This window comes from Streptococcus infantis (genome assembly GCF_001579645.1).
Taxonomy (GTDB): Bacteria; Bacillota; Bacilli; order Lactobacillales; family Streptococcaceae; genus Streptococcus; species Streptococcus infantis_E.
Genome location: NZ_KQ970824.1, coordinates 82,791 through 106,246, shown reverse-complemented (window position 1 = coordinate 106,246; position 23,456 = coordinate 82,791). Strand labels below are relative to the sequence as shown.

General features: G+C 40.7%; 26 protein-coding genes. 5 read left to right on the top strand and 21 right to left on the bottom strand.

What is annotated here, in order from left to right; genetic code table 11:
- From rplD to SINDD18_RS11450, 16 genes are all read right to left on the bottom strand, one after another.
- On the bottom strand, positions 1-226 hold a 226-nt coding region (rplD, locus tag SINDD18_RS11455; protein ID WP_241497368.1), incomplete at its 3' end, for a 50S ribosomal protein L4.
- Between the two features lie 24 nt (positions 227-250).
- Positions 251-877: a 50S ribosomal protein L3 gene (gene rplC / locus SINDD18_RS09230; protein WP_000160197.1), complete on the bottom strand. Its 627-nt coding sequence runs from the start codon at positions 875-877 to the stop codon at positions 251-253.
- 82 nt (positions 878-959) lie between these two features.
- Positions 960-1,268, bottom strand: coding sequence for a 30S ribosomal protein S10 (gene rpsJ, locus SINDD18_RS09225; protein WP_061863914.1), 309 nt, complete (start codon positions 1,266-1,268; stop codon positions 960-962).
- A gap of 264 nt (positions 1,269-1,532) precedes the next feature.
- A complete protein-coding gene (locus SINDD18_RS09220; RefSeq protein ID WP_061863913.1) occupies positions 1,533-2,156 on the bottom strand; it encodes a uridine kinase family protein in 624 nt (207 codons plus the stop codon).
- Positions 2,153-2,749 carry an anaerobic ribonucleoside-triphosphate reductase activating protein gene (gene nrdG, locus SINDD18_RS09215; protein WP_061863912.1) on the bottom strand — a complete coding sequence of 199 codons (597 nt, stop codon included), beginning with the start codon at positions 2,747-2,749 and terminating at the stop codon, positions 2,153-2,155. The genes SINDD18_RS09220 and nrdG overlap by 4 nt, the downstream gene beginning before the upstream one ends.
- A gap of 4 nt (positions 2,750-2,753) precedes the next feature.
- Complete coding sequence (locus SINDD18_RS09210; protein ID WP_061863911.1) at positions 2,754-3,254, bottom strand: GNAT family N-acetyltransferase; 501 nt, start codon at positions 3,252-3,254, stop codon at positions 2,754-2,756.
- Positions 3,255-3,291: 37 nt separating this feature from the next.
- A complete protein-coding gene (locus tag SINDD18_RS10915) occupies positions 3,292-3,432 on the bottom strand; it encodes a hypothetical protein (RefSeq protein ID WP_000521611.1) in 141 nt (46 codons plus the stop codon).
- 11 nt (positions 3,433-3,443) lie between these two features.
- A complete protein-coding gene (nrdD, locus tag SINDD18_RS09200; RefSeq protein WP_061863910.1) occupies positions 3,444-5,651 on the bottom strand; it encodes an anaerobic ribonucleoside-triphosphate reductase in 2,208 nt (735 codons plus the stop codon).
- Positions 5,652-5,769: 118 nt separating this feature from the next.
- Positions 5,770-7,323: a hypothetical protein gene (locus tag SINDD18_RS09195; RefSeq protein WP_061863909.1), complete on the bottom strand. Its 1,554-nt coding sequence runs from the start codon at positions 7,321-7,323 to the stop codon at positions 5,770-5,772.
- A 44-nt stretch (positions 7,324-7,367) separates the two neighbouring features.
- Positions 7,368-7,502: a hypothetical protein gene (locus tag SINDD18_RS11570; protein ID WP_261673714.1), complete on the bottom strand. Its 135-nt coding sequence runs from the start codon at positions 7,500-7,502 to the stop codon at positions 7,368-7,370.
- A 196-nt stretch (positions 7,503-7,698) separates the two neighbouring features.
- Complete coding sequence (mnmG, locus tag SINDD18_RS09190; RefSeq protein WP_061863908.1) at positions 7,699-9,615, bottom strand: tRNA uridine-5-carboxymethylaminomethyl(34) synthesis enzyme MnmG; 1,917 nt, start codon at positions 9,613-9,615, stop codon at positions 7,699-7,701.
- A complete protein-coding gene (locus tag SINDD18_RS09185) occupies positions 9,605-10,036 on the bottom strand; it encodes an NUDIX hydrolase (protein ID WP_061863907.1) in 432 nt (143 codons plus the stop codon). The genes mnmG and SINDD18_RS09185 overlap by 11 nt, the downstream gene beginning before the upstream one ends.
- Positions 10,037-10,044: 8 nt before the next feature.
- Complete coding sequence (locus tag SINDD18_RS09180) at positions 10,045-10,500, bottom strand: NUDIX hydrolase (RefSeq protein ID WP_061863906.1); 456 nt, start codon at positions 10,498-10,500, stop codon at positions 10,045-10,047.
- 145 nt (positions 10,501-10,645) lie between these two features.
- The gene (locus SINDD18_RS09175) at positions 10,646-11,260 is read right to left on the bottom strand and encodes a MarC family protein (RefSeq protein WP_061863905.1); all 615 of its coding nucleotides are present in this window, start codon (positions 11,258-11,260) and stop codon (positions 10,646-10,648) included.
- 19 nt (positions 11,261-11,279) lie between these two features.
- Positions 11,280-12,401: a tRNA 2-thiouridine(34) synthase MnmA gene (mnmA, locus tag SINDD18_RS09170; RefSeq protein WP_061863904.1), complete on the bottom strand. Its 1,122-nt coding sequence runs from the start codon at positions 12,399-12,401 to the stop codon at positions 11,280-11,282.
- Between the two features lie 157 nt (positions 12,402-12,558).
- On the bottom strand, positions 12,559-12,774 hold the full coding sequence (locus tag SINDD18_RS11450; RefSeq protein ID WP_153014456.1) for a hypothetical protein: 216 nt from the start codon (positions 12,772-12,774) through the stop codon (positions 12,559-12,561).
- 889 nt (positions 12,775-13,663) lie between these two features.
- Here SINDD18_RS11450 and SINDD18_RS09165 point away from each other — a divergent pair.
- A complete protein-coding gene (locus SINDD18_RS09165) occupies positions 13,664-14,527 on the top strand; it encodes a helix-turn-helix domain-containing protein (protein ID WP_061863903.1) in 864 nt (287 codons plus the stop codon).
- Positions 14,528-14,578: 51 nt separating this feature from the next.
- On the opposite strand, the gene SINDD18_RS09160 is transcribed toward SINDD18_RS09165, so the two are convergent.
- Positions 14,579-15,187, bottom strand: coding sequence for an aggregation-promoting factor (locus tag SINDD18_RS09160; RefSeq protein WP_061863902.1), 609 nt, complete (start codon positions 15,185-15,187; stop codon positions 14,579-14,581).
- A 241-nt stretch (positions 15,188-15,428) separates the two neighbouring features.
- Between SINDD18_RS09160 and sdaAB the strand changes: the two genes are divergently transcribed.
- The 3 genes from sdaAB to SINDD18_RS09145 are packed head-to-tail and all read left to right on the top strand — an operon-like array spanning position 15,429 to position 17,646.
- Positions 15,429-16,100, top strand: a complete 672-nt coding sequence (gene sdaAB, locus SINDD18_RS09155) for an L-serine ammonia-lyase, iron-sulfur-dependent subunit beta (RefSeq protein ID WP_001191178.1) — start codon at positions 15,429-15,431, stop codon at positions 16,098-16,100.
- Positions 16,101-16,108: 8 nt separating this feature from the next.
- The gene (gene sdaAA, locus SINDD18_RS09150) at positions 16,109-16,981 is read left to right on the top strand and encodes an L-serine ammonia-lyase, iron-sulfur-dependent, subunit alpha (protein WP_061863901.1); all 873 of its coding nucleotides are present in this window, start codon (positions 16,109-16,111) and stop codon (positions 16,979-16,981) included.
- Between the two features lie 23 nt (positions 16,982-17,004).
- Positions 17,005-17,646, top strand: a complete 642-nt coding sequence (locus SINDD18_RS09145) for an HAD hydrolase-like protein (RefSeq protein ID WP_061863900.1) — start codon at positions 17,005-17,007, stop codon at positions 17,644-17,646.
- A gap of 86 nt (positions 17,647-17,732) precedes the next feature.
- Here the strand turns inward: SINDD18_RS09145 and SINDD18_RS09140 are convergent, their stop codons facing one another.
- The 4 genes from SINDD18_RS09140 to SINDD18_RS09125 all read right to left on the bottom strand — a co-directional run bounded on the left by SINDD18_RS09140 (position 17,733) and on the right by SINDD18_RS09125 (position 21,742).
- The gene (locus SINDD18_RS09140) at positions 17,733-18,149 is read right to left on the bottom strand and encodes a DUF805 domain-containing protein (RefSeq protein ID WP_081108301.1); all 417 of its coding nucleotides are present in this window, start codon (positions 18,147-18,149) and stop codon (positions 17,733-17,735) included.
- 152 nt (positions 18,150-18,301) lie between these two features.
- On the bottom strand, positions 18,302-18,727 hold the full coding sequence (locus SINDD18_RS09135; RefSeq protein ID WP_061863899.1) for a DUF805 domain-containing protein: 426 nt from the start codon (positions 18,725-18,727) through the stop codon (positions 18,302-18,304).
- Between the two features lie 263 nt (positions 18,728-18,990).
- Positions 18,991-20,841, bottom strand: coding sequence for a nucleoside-diphosphate sugar epimerase/dehydratase (locus tag SINDD18_RS09130; protein WP_061863898.1), 1,851 nt, complete (start codon positions 20,839-20,841; stop codon positions 18,991-18,993).
- Positions 20,842-20,911: 70 nt separating this feature from the next.
- Entirely contained in the window at positions 20,912-21,742 is an 831-nt protein-coding gene (locus SINDD18_RS09125) for a glycosyltransferase (protein ID WP_061863897.1), read from the bottom strand.
- A gap of 219 nt (positions 21,743-21,961) precedes the next feature.
- Here SINDD18_RS09125 and SINDD18_RS09120 point away from each other — a divergent pair, with 219 nt between their 5' ends.
- Entirely contained in the window at positions 21,962-23,128 is a 1,167-nt protein-coding gene (locus SINDD18_RS09120) for a CynX/NimT family MFS transporter (protein ID WP_061863896.1), read from the top strand.
- Positions 23,129-23,456 lie beyond the last annotated feature (328 nt).

Here is a 23,456-nt window from a genome sequence, read left to right as displayed (position 1 = left end):
CTTGACGAGCACGTCCAGTTCCTTTTTGACGCCATGGTTTGCGTCCGCCACCTGAAACGGCTGAACGGTTTTTAACAGCGTGAGTTCCTTGACGAAGGCTAGCACGTTGGCTGATGATGACATCAAACACAACAGATTGGTTTGGTTCGATACCAAAGATTGCATCGTTAAGAACAACTTCGCCCGCTTGTTTACCAGTTTGGTCGAATAATGTTACATTTGCCATTTTGACTGTATTCCCCTTTCCTTATTATTTACCAGCTTTAACTGCTGATTTGATAGTGATAAGAGATTTCTTAGCACCTGGTACGTTACCCTTGATAAGGATAACGTTCTTTTCTGGAACAACTTGTACAACTTCAAGGTTTTGAATTGTTACACGGTCGCCACCCATACGTCCTGCAAGGTTTTTACCTTTGAATACGCGGTTAGGTGCAACAGGTCCCATAGAACCTGGACGACGGTGGTAGCGAGAACCGTGAGCCATAGGTCCACGTGATTGTCCGTGGCGTTTGATAACACCTTGGAAACCTTTACCTTTAGAAGTACCAGTTACGTCAACAACGTCTCCAGCTGCGAATGTTTCAACTGTGATTTCAGCACCAACTTCCAAGCCTTCAACGTTTTTGAATTCACGAATGAAGCGCTTAGGAGCCGTGTTAGCTTTTGCTACATGTCCTTTAGCAGGTTTGTTGCTCAATACTTCGCGTTTGTCATCGAAACCAACTTGGATAGCGTTGTATCCGTCTGTTTCAACAGTTTTAACTTGAAGAACAACGTTTGGAGTTGCTTCAATAACTGTTACAGGGATCAATTCGCCAGCTTCAGTGAAGATTTGAGTCATTCCCACTTTTTTCCCTAAGATTCCTTTTGTCATGAGAAAATAGTTCCTTTTCTATATTTTTTATTCAAAAAGTTTTTAACGAGCGTTTTTTATGCTCAAGTTATCAAGCTTTAGATTAAAGTTTGATTTCTACGTTTACACCACTTGGAAGATCCAATTTCATCAAAGCGTCAACTGTTTTTTGAGTTGGGTTAACGATATCGATCAAACGTTTGTGTGTACGCATTTCAAATTGTTCGCGAGAGTCTTTGTATTTGTGAGTCGCACGAATGATTGTGTAGAGGCTACGCTCAGTTGGAAGTGGGATTGGACCTGCAACTTCTGCACCTGTACGAGTAGCTGATTCTACGATTTTTGCAGCCGCTGTGTCAAGCGTACGGTGTTCGTAAGCTTTCAAACGGATACGGATTTTTTTGTTTGCCATCTTTTTCTCCTTTTCGTCTATTTAAGATAATAGGCTAGCTCCACAAGAAAACCGATGCGCGTTGCGTGGCAATGCAACCGAGCGTGTCGCAACCTCTTGCATCAAAGCTAAAGCTGTAATTTACAGCACCATAATAGAATAACACAAAGCCCCTGCGATTGCAAGGGATTTGACAGGATTTTTTTAATTTTTTAGATGAAACTGTTTTCTTATTCCATTTTAATGAATTTGCATATTTAAATGCTGGATTATCTGACTTTTCTTCTATATAATCTTAGTTTTAATTTGAAATTTATCATCTGATTGATCTATCAAGATATCTGCTCTTGATTCGGTTTCTTTATAGTATTGTAGATACTGCATCCGTCTCATCTGCTGACTAGCCAATATAAATTTTGTATCCCGATTTCTCACAGTCGTATCTCGAGCTAGTCGCCTTTTTAATTCGGTCTCCTCATCCGTGTAGAAACAAATGGTTTTGTCAAAGAGTTCCTTGGGCAGAAAACCCACAGACATCCCTTCGACTATCAGAATTGGTTTTGCTCCCGATAAGACCTCACTAGCCTTCCAAGGTTCTTCTATTGTCAAGACATCCATACCTGCCTGCAAAGCGAGGATATCTCTTTGTAAACTTGCTAGCTCATGCGCTACTGGTAAACATGCTGTCACCTTTTGGTCCGGTGTCTCTTTAGGTACCACTAAATGTCGTTCCGAAGTAATATAGGGATCTGTCTCTAGTAAATTTACCTTTTTGAAATCAAGTTCTTGGTACAATTCTTGAGTAAAAGTTGATTTACCTGAAGCCCCATGACCGTAAATACCGAGCGTTTTTACTTTTCCAGACTCTATTTCTGATACTAGTCTTTCTACTAACTCTTTTTTCTTCATTCTCTCTTCACCTGTTCATAGCTTTCTTTTCCATCGTTAAGCTTGTCCCAAATCACTACCTGCCCACTTTGCAGAGATTTTTGCACATCGATAATCCGCTGATTAGAAGAGCCTCGGAACTGGAGCATAAGATTTCTCTTAGTTCGATCATAACGACCATCGACAAGGATGTCAATCAGCGACAAAAGCTCCAGTTTATCAGGTGTCTCCAACATCATCTCTTCCCATGTGTATCCCGTCCATGACCAGATATCTTTTTCTGGCAATTCTTTCCGTATACGTTTCACGAGAGGCAAGAGGATTCCTGTATTGAGGAAAGGTTCTCCTCCTAATAAAGTCAATCCTTGAACATAGGGTTGGGCAAGATCTGCCATGATTTGTTCTTCTAACTCTGGCGTATATGGGATACCAGCATTGAAAGACCAGGTCGCTACGTTGTAACAGCCCTCACAGTGAAACATACAACCTGATACGTAAAGGGAGTTGCGCACTCCCTCTCCATCGACAAAGTTAAAAGCCTTATAGTCAATGATGCGCCCCTGACTGAGTTCTTCACTTTTCCACTCGCCAGGCTTTGGTGTATTCCATGTCATCCTTCTACTCCAACTCTATCCAATAGCGCTCCGTTCCATTACGAACATCCTCATAGACACCGCCGTTAGCTAAGATAACAGCTCGGCTGGCAGGATTTTCCGTGCTACAAGTCACAAGCGCTCGTTTGATATTCTTTTCCTTAGCAATTTGTAGACCTTGTCGGAGGGACTCTTTGGCGTAGCCCTTGCCTCTTTCAGACGGTCGGATGGAATAGCCAATATGGCCAGCATGATTCAGCAAGCCCTCATTTAGTCTCAGCCGTAGATTCAAAAAACCTAAAGCATGGCCTGATTTATCAAACAATACGAACTGAATTGATGGAACGCGATTTTCAGGCAAATTTATTCCCATTTCTTTATTATGGTTAGTTTCCAACCACTTTTCGTAGTCAAAGTTCTCAGTATCCCAAAAGCCGCCATCGTGGGCTGATTGGCTCTTTTCAAACTCTGCCATCATCTCTAAAACTGTTTCTTTATCTGCTAATCTTGGTCTGCGTAGTATCATTTTCACCTCCAACTAAGAGAAAAGCGAGAGCGGACTCTCACTTTTTTTTATTCTTATTTAAAAATTGCTCTCTTAGGCTAGCCACTCGGTCTTTTTTATTGACTCCACCCTTTGAATGTTTTTCGTGGAATCGTTGAACCAAGGCCTTGCCCTTATCATCTAATTGATATTTTCCCATGCTATCTCTTTCTAATTTCTTACTTCATGTCCTGCTGCTTTGATAGTAGAACCGTTCATGTGTTTCACACGCGCAGCAATTTCCTTGTGACGTCCGTTAACCATCGGACGAGCTTGCGGATTTCCTAGATAGCCACAGGTCCGTTTAACAACATCTACTGTTTTAGGATCACTATTGCCACAGTTGGGACAAGCAAAGCCTCTCTCAGTTGGATCAAAATCTCCTTCAAAATCACACTTGTAGCAACGATCAATCGGAGTATTAGTTCCTAGATAACCTACACGATCATAAGCATAGTCCCAAACAGCTTCCAAGGCCTTTGGATTTTGTTGAAGAACCGGATACTCACAGTAGTGGATAAAGCCACCTGATGCACCCGCTTCTGGATAGACCTTTTCAAAATCTAATTTTTCAAACGGTGTTGGATTCTTACGGACATCATAATGGAAGGAATTGGTGTAGTACTCTTTATCCGTTATATCTGGAATAGAACCGAATTTCTCTGTATCCAGGCGACAGAAGCGGTCTGTTAAACTTTCAGATGGTGTTGAGTAGATTGAGAAGTGGTAACCGTATTGGTCTGACCACTCTTCTACTCGATGTTTCATATCTCGAATGATATCAAGGGTGAATTCTTTAGCTTCTGGATTGGTTTCCCAATTGTTGCCAAAGAAGACTGTCGCTACTTCATAAAGTCCAATGTAGCCAAGCGAAACAGTAGCACGGCGATTCTTAAAGAGCTCGTCAACACTTTCTTCCTTACCAAGACGACGTCCGAAGGCTCCGTATTGATAAAGGATAGGCGCATTAGCTGGAGTGGCTTCCTTGGTTCTTTCCACACGATAAACTAGAGCATCTTCAGCGATATTCATCCGCTCATTGAAGATTTCCCAGAACTTGTTCAGGTCGCCTTCAGACTCGAGGGCGATACGAGGAAGATTGACTGTTACCACACCTAGGTTCATACGACCAGAATTGACTTCTACTCCATTTTCATCCTTCCATCCTTGAAGGAATGAACGACATCCCATCGGAACCTTGAAAGAACCTGTCAACTCAATAATCTTATCATAAGACAAGACATCTGGATACATGCGCTTAGTTGCACACTCAAGGGCCAACTGCTTGATATCGTAGTTAGGTGAGCCTTCCTCCAAGTTAAGTCCTCTTTTAAGAGTGAAGATGAGTTTAGGGAAGATAGCTGTGCGGTGTTCTGAACCTAACCCTTTGATTCTAATGTTCAGGATTGCCTTTTGAATTTCGCGTTCAAAACGATTGGTTCCTAGACCGAAACCAAGGGAAGTAAAGGGTGTTTGCCCATTTGAAGTGAAGAGGGTATTGATTTCATACTCCAATGATTGCATAGCATCATAGATGTCTTTTTGGGTTTTCTTCCAAGCATATTCTTCGCGTTTATCAGCTAGGACCCATTCCTCTGCATCTTTAAGGTGTTTTTGGTAATTTTTCTCTGCATAAGGAGCCAAAACTTCATCAATACGGTCTGCTGAACATCCTCCATACTGACTAGATGCGACGTTGGCGATGATTTGCGATATCTGAGCAGTCGCAGTCTGAATAGACTTAGGACTCTCTACCTCAGCATTCCCAATCTTAAAACCATTTTCCAACATGCCCTTGAAATCAATCAGACAGCAGTTGGTCATCGGAGTGTAAGGGCTATAGTCCAAATCGTGATAGTGGATATCCCCTTTTTGGTGGGCATTAGCCACATGCTTAGGAAGCATTTGAAGACCGATTGATTTCCCAACAATCCCCGCCGTCAAATCACGCTGGGTATTAAAAACATCACTATCTTTATTAGCATTCTCATTGACAACTGCCTGGTCTTTGTTGAGAAGTTTATGGATACTGAAGTTGATATCTGTTGCTTTTGAGCGCTCAAAATCCCTTTGAGTTCGGTAAGTGATATATTCCTCTGCCAAGGCATATTCTTTAGCTTCCAATAACTCATGTTCTACGATATTTTGGATTTCATAGATTTTTACACCTTGAGGAAAGCGACTATGAATCTCTTCTACAATACGTTCAACTAGAGTATTAAGACGCTTTTCGACCAAGGGGGTTACATCCATGACTTTTTCCGCAGCCTTATGCAAGGCTTTGTCAATCTTGTCTACATCAAAAATGACGCGTCTACCGTCGCGCTTTTCAACAAATAAGGTTGGATCAGGGTTTGTTTTCTCTTCCAATACAATCATATCCAGGCTCTTTTCTTAAATATTCTTTCTTAAAGTATTATATCACTATAAAAATAAAAATCAATATCTAGTATCAAAATTCATATTTTCATAAAATTTACACTAGATATTGATTATTTTATTTTAATTTGTAAAGTTTAAAGTCTTTGAATTCACTTTGAACTGGTTGATAACTTTCTGCCAGAAGCTGTTCTACTTCTGTCCACAGAGCTGTTTTGGTATTGACCACAATCATTTTAGGCTGATTATCACGTAAATCATTAACAAGTTTGTTACGATTTGCATCAAGGCCAGTATATAATTTTGGTGATAGCAACTGACTAGCTGCTAAACGTTCACTAGTCTTATAACCATTAGTAAGATCATCCCATATATAAATACGATCTGTTGCCTGTGTTTGTCCTTTAACCGTAGTTTCGATACGAGTTCGTTCTTGATATTGTTCTGAGTGAAGAACATAACGGGCGACCAGAGGAGCCAAAAATAGGTAGGCCAAAGCTAAAATCGGCAAATAGACATTACCCTGAAGAAATATTGCCCATATTGAAGGTACTTCTCGATGTCTTCTACGGCGATTGGCTCCTTCTAATTTCCCAGTTCGAATGTGAGTCAATAGAAGAATGGACAAGAAAGGAAGAAAAGTAGCTAGACGACTTCCATGGATCGGTTCAGTAGAGAAAATTTCCAAACCTGCTAACAATAGGATAGCTACTGAAGAAAAAATAGATAAGACATATTGCTTGCTTGGTTTAGACTGGAAAAGTCCTGTAAATACGAATTTCAATCCTCCAAGACCAATTGTTAATAATCCATAAAAAAGGAGGTTGTCCAGCAAGGCTGGATTGGACATAAACTTCAAACTATCTACTGGATAGAGAATTTGACTAATAGCATTCCCGAAACTCCCGTTATAAGCCGTATAGTAACCAATTGGATAAAAGAAAAGTGAGAACCCAAGACCAGCTGCAAAGAATTGATAGAGCCCATGAGCCAAGCGACCACGCCCAATATTAAAGGCTAACAAAGCAAAGAATAAGACTAGAGCATATAAAGTTGTGACGAGAGGGGCGAAGAAAAATGCTAGAGCCAGGCTAATCCCGATACGCACGAAACCTTTGTCATGATTATACTCTAACAAATACCTTGTTACTAAACTAAGAGCGTAAAACAGGAATGGAAGGGCCAAAATGGTGGCATAACCACCGCCAAAGCTAAGTCCTCCAACAAGAAGATAAAAGATGGTCAACACTTGTTGCGACTGCTTGTTCTCCTCCGTCAAGGTATAAGTTGAACGGAAAAGAAAAATCCCAGCACCCACTAGAGCAAGCCAAGTAAAGGCTGCAAACAAAATACTACCCTTGCTTAGATACTGTAAAAAGTAATAGAGAAGACCACTCGTTCCAAAATAGTCTGTGTAGATATCTCCCCCCTGGTGCATCGCCCATCCCATATAAAAATCTTGTGCCTGCTCTGGGCTAGTTAGTCCTAGCAAAAAAGGAAGAACTACAGATACAAGTACAACTAGAGTGCTCCAGATTAGGATCTTAAATAATGGTAAGGGAGCAAATGAACTTGGTTCATCCTCGAAGCGCTCCTCTCTCCCAACTAAATCATCCTGAATTCCCGTCCAAGATGGAGTTGGTTCCTCTTCTAATCTGCCATATACGTTCATTCATTCTCTCCTATGTTTTAATTTGTTCTAGTATATCAAAAAGTCTAAAGCTTGTCAGCCTGTGGTGGCCATTTGTCTAACTTTTGACAGAGACTAGCGAAGCGTTCAATCTCATAAAAACGATGATAGGAAGCATTTTTATAGTGGTCTAAAAAATTTTTTTCTTCTACCGTCAGCATAATCATTCCTCCTTTTCTCTTTATTCGAAAATAGAGGACGATTCTATCAAAAAAGCTGAATTCCCTAAAAGAGAATTCAGCACTTTGTCTTTATACTCTTCGAAAATCAAATTCAAACCACGTCAGCGTCGCCTTACCGTACTCAAGTACAGCTTGCGGCTAGCTTCCTAGTTTGCTCTTTGATTTTCATTGAGTATTAGTCAGCCTTTTTTTCTAAGTTTTTTGAAATGCTTCGATTTTTCCCTTCCAGATACACCATAAGAATGGAGATATCTGCTGGGTTTACTCCTGAGATACGGCTGGCTTGACCGATGGTTTCTGGATTAATGAGTTTGAACTTCTGGCGAGCTTCAGTCGCGATAGAGTCAATGTCATCCCAGTCGATATTAGCTGGAATGCGTTTTTCTTCCATGCGTTTCATCTTGGCAACCTGATCCATGGCTTTTGAGATGTATCCTTCGTACTTGATTTCCGTTTCAATCAATTCGATAATCTTGTCATCCAATTCTTCAGCAGCAGGTCCGATGAAGGCAACCACATCTTGGTAAGAGACTTCTGGACGACGGAGGAACTCCTTGGCAGTGACTGCATCAGTCAATGGTTTGAATCCCATCGCTTCGACCTTGGCGTTAGTTTCCTTGACCGGCTTGAGTTTGATGCTGTCTAAGCGCTTCATTTCATTGTCAAATTGATTTTTCTTGATTTCAAAACGAGCCCAACGTTCATCGTCAACAAGCCCAATCTCGCGCCCCATCTTAGTCAAACGCATATCGGCATTGTCATGGCGGAGAATGAGGCGGTATTCAGCACGACTAGTCAAGAGACGGTAAGGTTCAATGGTTCCCTTGGTCACCAAGTCATCAATCATGACCCCAATATAACCGTCACTACGCTTCAAAATCAACTCAGGCTTGCCTTGGATTTTCAGAGCCGCATTGATACCCGCGATAATACCTTGGCCTGCTGCCTCTTCGTAACCTGACGTTCCATTTGTCTGACCAGCAGTGAAGAGACCTGAGATTTTCTTGGTTTCCAAAGTCGCACGCAACTGGTGAGGCAAGACCATGTCATACTCAATTGCATAACCAGTTCGCATCATCTCAGCATTTTCCAAACCTTTGATGGAATGTACCAAGTCACGTTGGACATCCTCAGGAAGGCTGGTTGAAAGCCCTTGGACATAAACTTCTTCTGTATTGCGACCTTCTGGCTCTAGGAAGAGTTGGTGGCGTTCCTTGTCCGCAAAACGCACAATCTTATCCTCAATCGATGGACAGTAACGAGGCCCCACTCCCTTGACCACACCTGTAAACATAGGCGCACGGTGGAGGTTGTTTTGGATAATCTCATGACTAGTACCATTGGTATAGGTCAACCAGCACGGTACTTGGTCTTTAACATAGTCCTCATCACGTGAAGTATATGAGAAGTGATTAGGTGCTTCGTCTCCTGGCTGAATCTCTGTCACATCGTAGTTGATAGAGGAAGCCTTGACACGTGGAGGGGTTCCTGTCTTGAAACGACCGATCTCGAGTCCAAGTTCCTTGAGATTATCAGCTAGGTTAATAGAAGCCAGGCTGTGGTTAGGACCTGATGAATACTTAAGGTCTCCAATGATAATTTCCCCACGGAGGGCCGTCCCTGTAGTCACGATAACAGCCTTAGCAGCATACTCTTGATGAGTCGCCGTACGCACACCGACAACCTTGCCATCTTCTACCAGAATCTCATCAATCATTGTCTGACGAAGGGTGAGATTTTCTTGATTTTCAACCGTTTTGCGCATTTCCTTAGAGTAAAGCTCCTTGTCAGCCTGCGCACGAAGAGCTCGAACTGCTGGACCTTTCCCAGTGTTAAGCATCTTCATCTGGATATAAGTCTTGTCAATGGTCTTAGCCATTTCTCCACCGAGAGCGTCGACTTCACGCACAACAATTCCCTTGGCAGAACCACCGATAGAGGGATTACATGGCATGAAAGCCAACATTTCAATGTTGATAGTCGCAAGCAAGACCTTGCAACCCATACGGCTAGCTGCTAGGGATGCTTCTACCCCAGCGTGTCCCGCACCGATAACTATAATATCGTATTCTTCTATAAAATTATAAGTCATTTCTTAACCTTTCAAAAATTTCCCGCAAATAAGGAACTATCTTCTCCTCCTCTAGAGCTTGATCCATAGTAACCCATTTAAAGTGTGTATGCTCTTCAGGATCTAACCTGATAATTGGCTTCTCCCCAACCCACTCTGCTTTATAAACTAAGCGAGTAAAGACAGTATCCTTAGAGATATCCAGTTGACTATCTTCGTGAAGAAGTTTGAGCGAACCGCTGTCTAGCCTAACTCCCGCTTCTTCAACACATTCTCTAAGAGCTCCATCTCGCGGAAGTTCACCCTTTTCAACCCCGCCACCAGGAATATCCCAGTAAGTTGGATAAACGTTGGGTTGTCCTCTTTTAATTTCCGAACGCTGAATGAGTAAATAATCACCACCACTATGAACAAGCACATGGGCAATGAGCTTAACCATCATTTTCTCTCCTATTCGTTAAGATGGATGTGTCGTAATTGTCCGTCCCAATTTGGTAAGGCGATTTTTAAAAATGCCGGAACTAGCTGAATATTCTGGAGCTGATCCAAGTCAATCCACTCGCAGGGCTGCGATTTCTCATCTTCCTGCATGATCAATGGGGCACCCTCAAATAAGTCCACCAGATAATGAAACTCGATATTATGATAGTGGATCCCAGCTTGTTCAAAGCGATTTTCAACCACGAAAGCTAGTTGTCCAGCTTGAGCTTTGACACCCAGTTCTTCCCTCACTTCGCGGACTACCGCATCTTCCGTTCTCTCATCGACTTGAATAGCGTCGCCAATGGTGTAATACTTGTCCTTATCTTTGGTAACTAGAAGCTTGCGATTTTGGAGAATCAAAGCTGTCGCCCGAACACCAAAAACCGTACTACCCACTTTTGTCCGAAAGTCTTGTTGAGTCATTTTTGTCCTTTCCCTTAAACGACACAAAAACAGTCAAAACTCGTAAGAAGTGCAGGACAAAAAAGCCTGCAACATCCATGAGCTTTGACCATCATGACTATTGTTAAAGTTATTTTATCAAATCAAATCATTTTGTCAATGCAAATCACTGTTTGAGCAAGGTCTGCACACTGACGATAATCATCTGTATTCCTATCGAGAATAGTAAAAGTCCCATCATTTTCGTTATAATTTTCATCAAATTTTCTCCCAAGAAGCCTGCAATTTGTTTTGCACTTCTTAACAGGAGATAAGTGATGACACATAGTAGAGCAAAAGCAACTACGGTTATCAGTTGATTCTGCAAACCTCCATTAGCCAGACTTAAAGCAGTTGTAATTGTACCTGGTCCCGCAAAAAGTGGCATTGCAAGAGGAGAAATAGCAATAGACATTGGATCTGAATTTACTGCTTGCTGCTCCATTCCTTTATAGCTGGGTGAATGATTACCATTAATCATATGATAACCGATAACGGCCACTAATATTCCACCAGCAATTCTGAAAGAAACAATTGTAATTCCAAATACTTTAAAAATGAAATCTCCTGAAAAGATAAAAACAGCTACAATAACAAAGGCAATCAAAAGACTCCTAAAAGCAATTTTTCGTGAAATTTTTTGACTATCATCTGCTACTAAAGCCATGTAAGCAGGAAGATTTGAAATTGGGTTCATTATAGCGAAAAATGCCATAAATGCATAAAAAAATTGAGAACTCATCGTTTTTACTTAACTCCAGTTAGACATACTGACAAACCTTGCCATCGCGGTAGGCATTATCAATCAAACCACCACCGAGACATTCTTCACCATCGTAAAAGACAACTGCCTGTCCTGGTGTAATGGCGCGTTGCGGCTCTGCGAAAATGACCTCTGCCTTGTCTCCTTTGACATGTACAGTCACCTTCGAGTCCGGCTGACGGTAGCGGAATTTAGCTGTACATTCGAGCGTAAATTCCTCTGGCATGTCACGAGTAAAGTGGACTTGACTCGCCTCTAGGCTAGTTGACATGAGCGAATCATGGTAGAATCCTTGGCCGACATAGAGGATATTCTTGCTCAGGTCTTTTCCAACAACAAACCAAGGGGCATTGTCCCCGCCGTGTTGTCCACCAATACCTAGGCCACCACGCTGACCAATCGTATAGTACATAAGACCTGCATGTTCGCCCATATCGCGACCATCCACTGTCATCATGCGACCAGGTTGAGCTGGCAGGTAGGTGCTGAGAAATTCTTTAAAGTTCTTTTCTCCGATAAAGCAAATCCCTGTCGAGTCTTTCTTCTTAGCCGTCGCAAGTCCTGCTTCTTCAGCTATTTTTCGTACTTCAGGTTTTTCCAAATGTCCCAGTGGGAACATGGTTTTTTGGAGTTGTTCTTGCGAAAGTTGGCTGAGGAAATAAGTCTGATCCTTACCATTGTCCACACCACGAAGCATGTGAACGATGCCATCCTCATCACGCGCTACTCGAGCATAATGCCCAGTCGCTACATAGTCTGCACCCAAGGTCATGGCATAGTCCAAAAAGGCCTTGAACTTGATCTCCTTGTTACACATCACATCTGGATTTGGCGTGCGTCCTGCACGGTATTCCGCTAGGAAATACTCAAAAACGCGGTCCCAGTACTCTCTTTCAAAATTGACAGAGTAGTAAGGAATGCCAATCTGGTCTGCCACTGCAGCCACATCTTTATAATCTTCGGTCGCCGTACAGACGCCGTTTTCATCTGTGTCATCCCAGTTCTTCATGAAGATACCGATCACGTCGTAGCCCTGCTCCTTGAGCAAGAGAGCCGTCACCGACGAATCAACACCACCACTCATCCCCACGACAACACGTGTTTTAGAGTTATCACTCATGGTAGTTCTCCCATCTATTCGTTTATTCACGATTGAAGGTCGTGTTTGCATCCACGATTGAAGGTCGTTTGAGCAGTTTTCATTATAACATGCTTGGTTGGAGAAGACAAGAAAGAGGCTGATAATCTACCAACCTCTGGTTTTATTGATAAAAACTTTAGTCATCATCGTCTCTATAAAAATATTTTCTATACACCCTTGATAATATCAAAATTAATGCCCATATCGTACAAAGAGCCATAATAATAGAATTTATTAGATTTATTTTAGTATGTCCAATCACTAGTCCAATAATTGGACTAGTAGACATGCTTAGATATAATAAAAATAACAAAAAATGAATCTCACCAATTCCTGCAAAAAAATGTTTCATTTTAAATATCCCAATTTTACCTTTCGTCTTAATAATCCACTAGCAAATCTATTGACTTCTCTTTTTTTGAAAAATCTTGATAGCAAATTTACTCCACTTAAAGCCACTAAAATTTCAATCGTTATAATTTCTCCAAGAGAAAAATATAAACTGGCAAAGTTCCTGCTAAAACACTATCCTCCCATCAAATAGAGTGTCAGCAAAAATAAAACAACCGAAATTGGCAGAAAAGCAGCACGATTTGTTTTACAAAAAATGGCATAACAAAGACTACCTATCGAAAACGTCATAATAACTTCAATAGTTATCTTTAGAGCAGGGTAATATATATTTTTAATAAAAAGAATTAAAAGGATAAAAAATACCAATGAACAAAGAACGGATTTGATATAAAATTTTAAATGAATCATAATTTATTTTTTAGATTCTACCTACTATAGATAAAATCACCTTTCTTATTTTCTTCTCATGATATCCACTTTAATGTCTTGATTAGAACTTCTGTGAATATAAATATGGTAAATTAAAAATCAGGATTCTAACTAAAAGCAATTGATGAAATAAGCAAATCTTACAGCAAATTAAATTTATCCAGAAGCTCTCATGTAATGATTTTAAATCCTAATGAATCTAACCAATGCAGATTTTATTTTGACAGTAGTTCTATAACAACTCTAAATAACACTGGGGTTGCTAGAATCAAAATAACCCCTGCCACAAAGACAATGATTACCCGAAATAGATCTTTATTTTTACGCATTGAAACAACCTCCAATCTATTATTTTCTAGCTACATGATACCTCTTATTTACTTTCTATATTCTTATGATACAATATATTTAATAGAATTCTATTTACTGTTAACTTTTTTCACGAAAAGGAGGAAATCATGCGCTATGATTTCGGGAAAGTATATAAAGACATACGTGAGTCAAAAGGATTGACACAAGAAGAGGTCTGTGGAAATGGCCTTTCAAGAACCAGCCTTTCCAAGTTTGAAAGTGGCAAGGCAACTCCCAAATATGAAAACATGGAGTTTCTTCTCCGTCAAATCAATATGAGTTTTGAAGAGTTTGAATACATCTGCCATCTCTATCAGCCAAGCCAGCGAACAGAAATCATGCAAACCTATCTCAATACGAGTTCCATCTTTGGTACCAGTAGTCTAGTCAACTTATTTGAAACATGCCAAGACTATCTCAAGGTCCATCACGATCTCCCTATAGAGGAAATCAGAGATATGCTGGAAGTTGTTATTTATATCCGTCAACATGGAACAGGACAACTTTCAATCCAAGTGGAACAAACGGTCAAAAAGCTTTGGGAAAAAATTGAAAAACAAGATACATGGTATGAAAGTGACCTAAAAATCCTCAATACCATCCTTTTCAGCTTTCCCATTGAACACCTCCATCTGATCACTGAACAAATCTTGCAGCGCTTGGAAGAATATAAAAACTATCGGCATTTATATGAATTACGAATGGCAATCCTACTCAATCTGTCCACCATTTACTTGTACAATCAAGATAAAAATACCTGTCAACAAATCTGCTACACCTTACTAGAGGATGCTAAGAAAAAGAAAAGATACGATATTTTGGCTATTGCCCATGTTCGAATAGGTATTTGTACTAGTAATGATCATCTGATTCAAAAGGGCTTCTCCCTTCTGGAGTTAACTGATGAAACCTCAATGCTATCTTACCTCAAAAAGGAAGTAGAGACCTGTTATCAAGCAAAGGAAATATAAAAAAGTCGAGGAAATCCCTCGACTTTTGCATCTTATTCTGCTAGTTAGTTCTTAGTACCAACCGTTGTTAAGCCAGAAGTTCTTAGCAGCTGCCCATGAACCGTAACGTCCTGCAACGTAAGCATCTGCTACACGTTCTTGGTTTTCCGCTGAGTAGTCACCGTTCAAGTATGAATCTGTCAATTGGTAACGTCCGATGTAACGTCCGTTTGTAGCTGTGTAGCTACCGCCTGATTCTTTTTGAGCGATCCATTCTTTAGCTTCTGCTTCAGATCCGCTGACGGTTGAAGTTGATGCTGAAGTTTCTTCTGCTACAGTTACGCTTGCTGCTGGCGCTTCATAAGTTGTTGCTTCAGTAGCTGCAGGTGCTGCTACTGGAGCTTCTGCTGGCGCAGCTGAAGTAGTTGAAGTTGCTGGTGCTTCACCATCAATAACCAATACTTGGTCTACATAGATCAAATGAATATCTTTAATCTTATTTTTTTCTGCCAATTTTTCAACAGTTGTATTGTATTTTTCAGCGATTCCTGATAGAGTGTCACCTGATTTTACTGTGTAAGTTGTTGTTTCTTGTGCAAAAGCAAGTGATGGTGCAAGGAAAGCAAGCGCTGCTGCTACTCCTACAAGTCCTGTTTTAATTTTGTTAGTTGTTGATTTCATATTAAAAGATTCTCCTTCTTTCTTATATTTCCATCATACCCTACTATTATTACTGTTTCTTGACGGTTTTATGTAGAAATGTTACAAGACTATGTTTTATTTCACTTAAATAGCCTCTTTTTGTTACAAAAGGCTTGATTTTAGGGGCTTTATAGGGATTTTAGATATTTGATCATGGAATTGAGCGCTTGCATCTAATCTTTGATATAATAGAGTTAAGAATCTTTTTAAGGGGAAACAGATGCAATCACTTCGTTTTCAATCTGTCTTTGATATCATTGGACCAGTCATGATTGGCCCATCTAGTAGTCACACGGCAGGAGCTGTTCGTATCGGTAAAATCGTCTCTTCTATCTTTGACGATACTCCAACCGAGGTTGAGTTCCAGCTTTTTAATTCTTTTGCAAAAACCTATCGCGGGCATGGAACCGATTTAGCCCTTGTCGCTGGAATTCTGGGAATGGACACAGATGATCCAGAAATTCCAAATAGTTTAGAAATCGCCCACAAGCGTGGCATCAAAATAGTCTGGACTATCCAGAAAGACAGTAATGCCCCTCACCCAAACACTACGAAAATCACTGTTAAGAATGAACACAAGACCATCAGTGTAACAGGAATTTCAATCGGGGGTGGTAATATCCAAGTGACAGAGCTCAATGGTTTTGCGGTATCCCTCAACATGAACACTCCTACCATCATCATCGTTCATCAGGATGTTCCAGGTATGATTGCTCACGTAACAGAGGCCCTCTCTCGCTTTGACATCAATATCGCTCAGATGAATGTAACTCGCGAAAAAGCTGGCGAGAAAGCCATTATGATTATCGAAGTTGATAGTCGCAACTGTGATGAATCTATCGAAGAGATTCGTAAAATTCCTCATCTGCACAATGTCAATTTCTTTCAATAGGAGAAAATATGTTTTACTCTATCAAAGAATTAGTCAAACAAGCCGAACTTGATTTTCAAGGCAATGTTGCTGAACTCATGATTACGACCGAATTTGAGCTAACCGGTCGTGAACGTGAAGAAGTTCTCCTTCTCATGGAACGCAACCTTGAAGTCATGAAAGCTTCAGTTGAGCTTGGTCTTAGTGAAAAAAAATCTCGTAGTGGCTTAACAGGTGGAGATGCTGCCAAGCTTGACCACTACATCAAAAAAGGAAAGACCCTATCAGACTTTACTGTCTTGTCTGCAGCCCGTAATGCTATCGCCGTTAATGAACACAATGCCAAGATGGGACTGGTCTGTGCAACACCTACTGCTGGTAGTGCAGGCTGCCTTCCAGCCGTTCTCACTGCTGCTATTCAAAAGTTGGACTTAACTCATGACCAACAACTAGACTTCTTATTTGCTGCAGGTGCTTTTGGACTCGTGATTGCTAACAACGCTTCTATCTCGGGAGCCGAAGGTGGCTGCCAGGCCGAAGTCGGTTCAGCTTCAGCCATGAGTGCCGCTGCCCTAACCCTAGCTGCAGGCGGAACGCCTTATCAAGCGAGCCAGGCTATCGCCTTCGTTATCAAAAACATGCTCGGTCTCATTTGCGACCCAGTTGCAGGTTTGGTTGAAGTTCCTTGCGTCAAGCGGAATGCCATGGGAGCAAGTTTTGCCTTCATCGCAGCCGATATGGCTCTGGCTGGTATCGAATCAAAAATTCCAGTTGATGAGGTCATTGACGCCATGTATCAAGTAGGATCTAGCTTACCAACTGCCTTTCGTGAAACTGCTGAAGGGGGGCTCGCTGCCACACCTACAGGTCGTCGCCTTCAAAAAGAGATCTTCGGCGAATAATTTCATCATTATGAGGAGAATCAATGTCATCTATATCTGCTATCTTTTTTGACTTAGATGGAACGCTAGTTGATAGTTCTATCGGTATCCATAATGGTTTCACCTATACCTTTGACCAACTTGGAGTTTCTAGTCCTGGTGCCAAAACCATTCGAGGTTTTATGGGGCCCCCACTAGAAACCAGCTTTGCTAGTTGTTTACCAGCTGAGCAAATAGAGGAAGCCATCCAGCTCTATCGTTCTTATTATAAGGAAAAGGGTGTTTACGAAGCCCAACTCTTTCCAGATATCAAAGATTTACTCGTAGAACTAGCTGAGCATTATCCTCTTTATATCACTACTACGAAGAATACACCAACCGCAGTTGACATGACTAGCAATTTTGGGATTGACCACTTCTTTGATAGCATTTATGGTTCAAGCCCTCAAGCCCTACACAAGGCAGATGTTATTCGTCAGGCTCTGGAAACTCATCATCTAACTCCCGAAACAGTCGTTATTGTCGGAGATACCAAGTTTGATATGATTGGTGCCCAAGAAACTGGCATTAAAAAATTAGCGGTAACCTGGGGATTCGGTGAGGAGAAAGACCTCATGGGCTATAATCCTGACTGGGTTGCTCACCACCCAACAGACATTTTACAGCATCTACAATTAAAACGTTAAACAAAAGACTCCCAGCCTAAAAGTTAGGTTTGGGAGCTTTTTGTCTGATCTTAATGAGGAGAATGACATTCCCCGTACTCGTCCAATTATTCAAAAGGGGAAACTTCTTCGCTTTCAACTTCTTTAGGTCTATTGATTGTTACTATTTCTACTTCCTTACTTGGCATGGCTAGCAGAACTAATAGAGCAAAACGTCCGACCATTGGAACAAAGTGAAGGAAGATAAAGGCCCAGTGAAAACCTCCATCACGCAAACGGCGAATCTTTAACGCTAAAGTAGGCAACAAAAGGAGTAGAGCCAAAATGGCATAAATACTGACAACCAATATAACTAAAGTAAAGTTCAGAGCAGGACCTTGGTTTATCTCTTCATTGAAGATAAGGATATACAGGGGTAGGAACAAGATATGATTCATCAGCCAAACCCACCAATATTCTGGACGTGTTGAGCGTCCTACAAAATCTACATAACCTTTTAAAAAATTTATATAAGCCCTAAACAAGATATTTCTCCTTTTTAACAATGGTATACCAGCAAGCATCCACATAGTTTTAAAACACTCCCAAATCTATTTTTAGATATGGGAGTGTTAGATATTTGCTTAACAATATAAAGAAAACTCTAAAACAGTTTCACTTGTAAAACCTAAACTTCTTAGTTTTTGTCTGATTCTTCGAATGGTGAAACTTCTACAACTTCTTCAGTTTCATTGATGGTTACTACTTCTACTTGTTTCGATGGCATGGCTAACAAAACTAAAAGAGCAAGAGGTCCAACCATCGGAATAAAAATGATAAAGATTAGAGCCCAGTGGAAACCAGCATCACGTAGTCGACGAACTGTCAATGCAAGTCCAGGTAAGAAAAGTGCTATACCGAAGATCATATAGATAATAGCAATTCCCCCCAAGGCCATAAGAGCCGCCTCATTTCTTGGATTTGCGAGCACCTTAAAATATGCTGAGTAAAAAGGGACAAGGAGGATCATATTTGTTAACCAAATCCACCAATACTCTGAGCGTGTTGAACAGCCTGTAAAATCTACATAACCTTTAAAGAAATTCTTATATGCGTTAATCATAAGTTACTCCCTATTTTTTTAATTCATACGAAATGAAAATGAAAGAGCAAATTAGAAAGTTCGTTATAAACCATATCTAAGTACAGTCAAACGATGCAGACCTCATTTACTTTGATTTTCAAATAGTATAAATTTAGTTTACCATAAATGTTCAACAATGACAAGTTTGTTCAAAAAATTGGTAAAGGAGTAGCAGTTATCAAGAAAAGGTATAATTCCACTCACCTCTAACATGAAGCTAGGAATCATACCTTTTTACTTTTTTAATGAATGTGAGTTGTTTCGTTAGCAAAACCGATAATAGCTTGCTTCAACTCTGAACCTTGCAAGGCACGGAATTCTTCAATCTTTTGATTGATAACTTCAAGTGGCATGACATTAACCTTACCAACAAAAATTTTATCCATGACTTGATTATCAACTAATTCAGTAGATACCAACAATTCCTCATAGAGTTTCTCACCTGGACGAATCCCCACTTCTACAATCGGAATTTCATTTTCAGTACGTCCACTAAGAAGAACCATTTTCTTGGCCAAATCATAAATCTTAACTGGTTTGCCCATATCAAGGATAAAGACTTCCCCATCTTTAGCATAAGCTCCTGCATGGATCACCAAACGGCTAGCTTCTGGAATGGTCATAAAGTAACGAGTCATACGGAAGTCTGTCACAGTCACTGGACCACCCTCTGCAATCTGACGCTCAAATACTGGAATCACACTACCACGGCTACCGAGAACATTCCCAAAACGAACCGCACAATAGGTAGACTGGCTACGTTGGTTAAATCCTGTAACAATCAACTCTGCCACACGTTTGGTAGCTCCCATTACGTTTGGTGGATTAACAGCCTTATCGGTCGAAATCATGACCATCTTCGGTACCTTAGCAGCATCAACTGCCTTGGCAACATTGTAAGTTCCGAGGATATTATTCTTAAAGGCTTCTTTTGGATTACGTTCCATCATTGGCACGTGCTTATGGGCAGCAGCATGGTAAACAATGGCTGGTTGGTACTGCTCAAATACTTGAAGCAAGCGATCGTAGTCTTGGATGTCTGCAATCACAGGAACATAGTCAATTCCTTGGAAGCTACGAATCAATTCATGATAGATCAGATAAATGGAGTTTTCCCCATGACCCAAGAGAACCACGCGCTCTGGATTAAAGCGACTAACCTGACGGCAAATCTCAGACCCGATAGAACCTCCTGCACCTGTTACTAAGATGGTTTTTCCAGTAATTTCTGAGCCTAGGCGTGACTCATCTAGTTGAATTTCTTTACGTCCCAAAAGGTCCGTAATATCGATTTTTTGGAAACCACCTACCTGAGGATGCAATCCTTGTACAACCGACTCAATCTTGGGCATCTTATAACACTTCAAGCCAAGTTGGTTACACATTTTTAGGATACGCTCATACTCTGACGGATCAAGAGAAGGAATCGCAACAATGACTTTCTCAATCTGATGACGTTTGGCCAATTCTGGCAATTGATCATAGGAACCTAAAACTGGGATACCACCTAGCTTCTGACCTTTTTTCTTTTCATCATTGTCCAAAATACCGACTAACTCAAGATCACTCGTAGGATGTTGGTAGCTGTTCATAAAGAGAGCTCCACCGTCCCCAGCACCAATTAAGAAGGTACGACGGTGTTCCCCTTCTCCATCACCCTTTTTACGTCTAGAATAGATCAACTGCCAAGTGATACGAGGGAAGAGAATCAAGAAGGTTGTCAACAAGATAAAGAGGACAATAAAGCGCACAGAAAAGAGTGGTAGAAAAGCGTAGCAAATAACATAAGACAAGACACTGCTGATACTTACTCCGATGAATATCTTCATAAAGTCTGTGATTTTGCTATAGCGACTAATACCAGCATTGAGCCCCCAGAATCCAATCATGATTTGATAGAAAAGGAAGGTCAAGCTTGTATAGATGACATAGTCCACAGGAGCTGGATTGATCAATCCATAAAACAAGATATAAGAAACAATGATTGAGGAAATCATGCTGGCAGCATCAAAAATCCCCCAAAAGACTTGTTTTTGTTGTTTATTTAACACTTCAACCAGATCAATTACATAATCTGTCATTTTTTTATTCATGTGAATGGTATCCTCCTACACAAAATCACATTTTCTAGTAATTACAAGACATTTTTTTAAAACTGATGAGCTATTTACTTTTTCTCAATAGTTTTAAAAAGATAAACTGTCGCAAAAAGCCTGGACAGAGGGCAACGACAACTTGGATTAAAACACTTTTCAGATATTCACCATAAGAAATTTGTCCACGCGCGTGCATTCTTTGACGTGCCTGGCGATAGAGTTTAAGATAGCGAAGGCCACCACGGCGTTCAAACATCCCCGCTCCCACGCGTACCTTACAAAGAATCTGATCCACATTTCCAGTCCGAGCACCAGCGCTAATCATATTAAGCCAGAGCAAATCGTCTTCCATATAGAGCCCATCTTCATAGTTACCTGCCTTAAGAACCATCTCTTTTTTAAACATAACCGTCATATGATTAAAGGCACTTCTCATACGTTGGTAGGCGATAATCTCTTCGTGCTTAATCGGCACACGACGGTAAGAAACAATTTCATCAGGTTGATCGATGAATTCTGCAATATGACCGCCTAGTAGATCCAAGTTTTCCTTTTCCATCAAGTCAAACTGCTGTTCAAAACGATCTTCAACAGCAATATCATCCGTATCCATACGGGCAATGATGTCATACTGGCACTGCAAAACACCATACTGTAGTGCCAAGCCCAGGCCACGGTTTTGCTCCAGTGGACAACGTTTGATTGGAATACTTGACTGTGCTGTCAATTTATCCAAAACTTGATATAGTTCAGGTGTCAATGGACCGTCTTCAACGATAACCACTTCACTAGGCTTAAGCGTTTGATGTAAGATACTCTCTACCGCTTCTTCTAGAAAGGTAGGATTTTCTTTGATATAGACTGACATCAAGACACTAAATTTCCGATTTTCAGACACAGCAGTTCTCCAATGTATAGATTTTCTTTCACTATTTTATCACAAATTCCCAGACTTTCCTATTTTTATTTGAATCCCAGAAAAAAACTAGTAAATCTATCCTTCTTTTTTCCCCATGATTTCGCTCAACTAAGGAGCGGATTTTCTCACACCATCTTGACATCTATTGGAAAAAGCCTTAAAATAAGCTGTTATTAAAATCAGCTTATTGAGGTTCACATAAAAAAACGATCACTCTTTTTTATTCTAGGAATTATCTTAATCGGAGCGGTCTTAAGAGCTCCTTTTACGGCCTTACCAACTGTTTTGGGAGATATTGCTCAAGGTTTAGGAGTTGAAGTCAGTTCACTTGGGGTTTTGACCAGCCTTCCTCTCTTGATGTTTGCTCTTTTCTCCTCTTTTGCGACGCGTTTGGCTCAAAAAATTGGACTTGAGCATCTTTTCACCTATAGTCTCCTCGTCTTAACCGTCGGTTCAGTGATTCGTATCTTCAATCTTCCCCTTCTCTATCTGGGAACCTTACTCATCGGAGCAAGTGTCGCTATTTTTAACGTACTGCTTCCTAGTATGATTCAGGCAAACTACCCACAAAAGATTAGCTTCCTGACAACGGTTTATGTGACGACTATGGGAATCGCGACAGCACTAGCTTCCTACCTCTCTGTACCCATTACTCAGGCAACATCTTGGAAGGGGCTGATCCTCTGCCTATCCTTGGTCTGCCTGCTAACCTTATTGGTCTGGTTCCCCAACCATGGCCACAATCATTTTCTAGAAGGGCATGAAGAGAAAAAAGAAAAAGAGAATATCCTAAAAAGCAAGCAAGTTTGGGCTATTATTGTCTTCGGTGGACTTCAGTCCTTACTCTTCTATACCAGTATGACCTGGCTACCAACCATGGCAATTAGTGCAGGATTAGCTCATACAGACGCTGGACTTCTCGCCTCTATCTTTTCACTAATTAGCATTCCCTTCTCGATGACAATTCCAAGTTTAACGACGCGTTTGTCAAATCGTCACCGTCAAATCATGTTAACAATCATCTCTCTGGCTGGTATGTTAGGAATTGCCATGCTTCTATACCCGAGCAACAGTTTCTTGTATTGGTTGGTTGCCCATCTCTTGATTGGTACTGCCTGTAGCGCTCTTTTCCCTTATCTCATGGTTTGCTTCTCCATCAAAACCAGCTCTCCTGAAAAGACGGCTCAATTGTCTGGTCTTGCCCAGACCGGTGGTTACATTCTAGCGGCCTTTGGACCAACTCTCTTTGGTTACAGTTTTAACATGTTCCAGTCTTGGGTTCCAGCGGTACTGATTCTTCTAGTAATTGATATCATCATGACAATCGCCCTCTTTATGGTGGATCGAGCGGATAAAATACTCTAAAAAATTTTAGAATTTACTACAATAAACTCACTTTTCAAGCTAGACATCTGTCTGGCTTTTTTCTTTTACAAAGGTTTGAAAGGCCTCCTCACAAGACTTTCGTTAAGCTAAAACATGCTATAATATACATAGGAAGATTTATCGTTTAAATTTGATAAAGAAGACCATGATGGAAACAACTATACAATTTATCTCTCAAAGAAGTCGAAACTCTCTCAATTGAAGGGGATTGTTTTGCCCCTAAAAACATCCATGTAGATTCCTCTAACTTTTTAAATGATATACCATAGTTACGCTATTTCAACTTTTTTACTGGTATCCTAAAAAG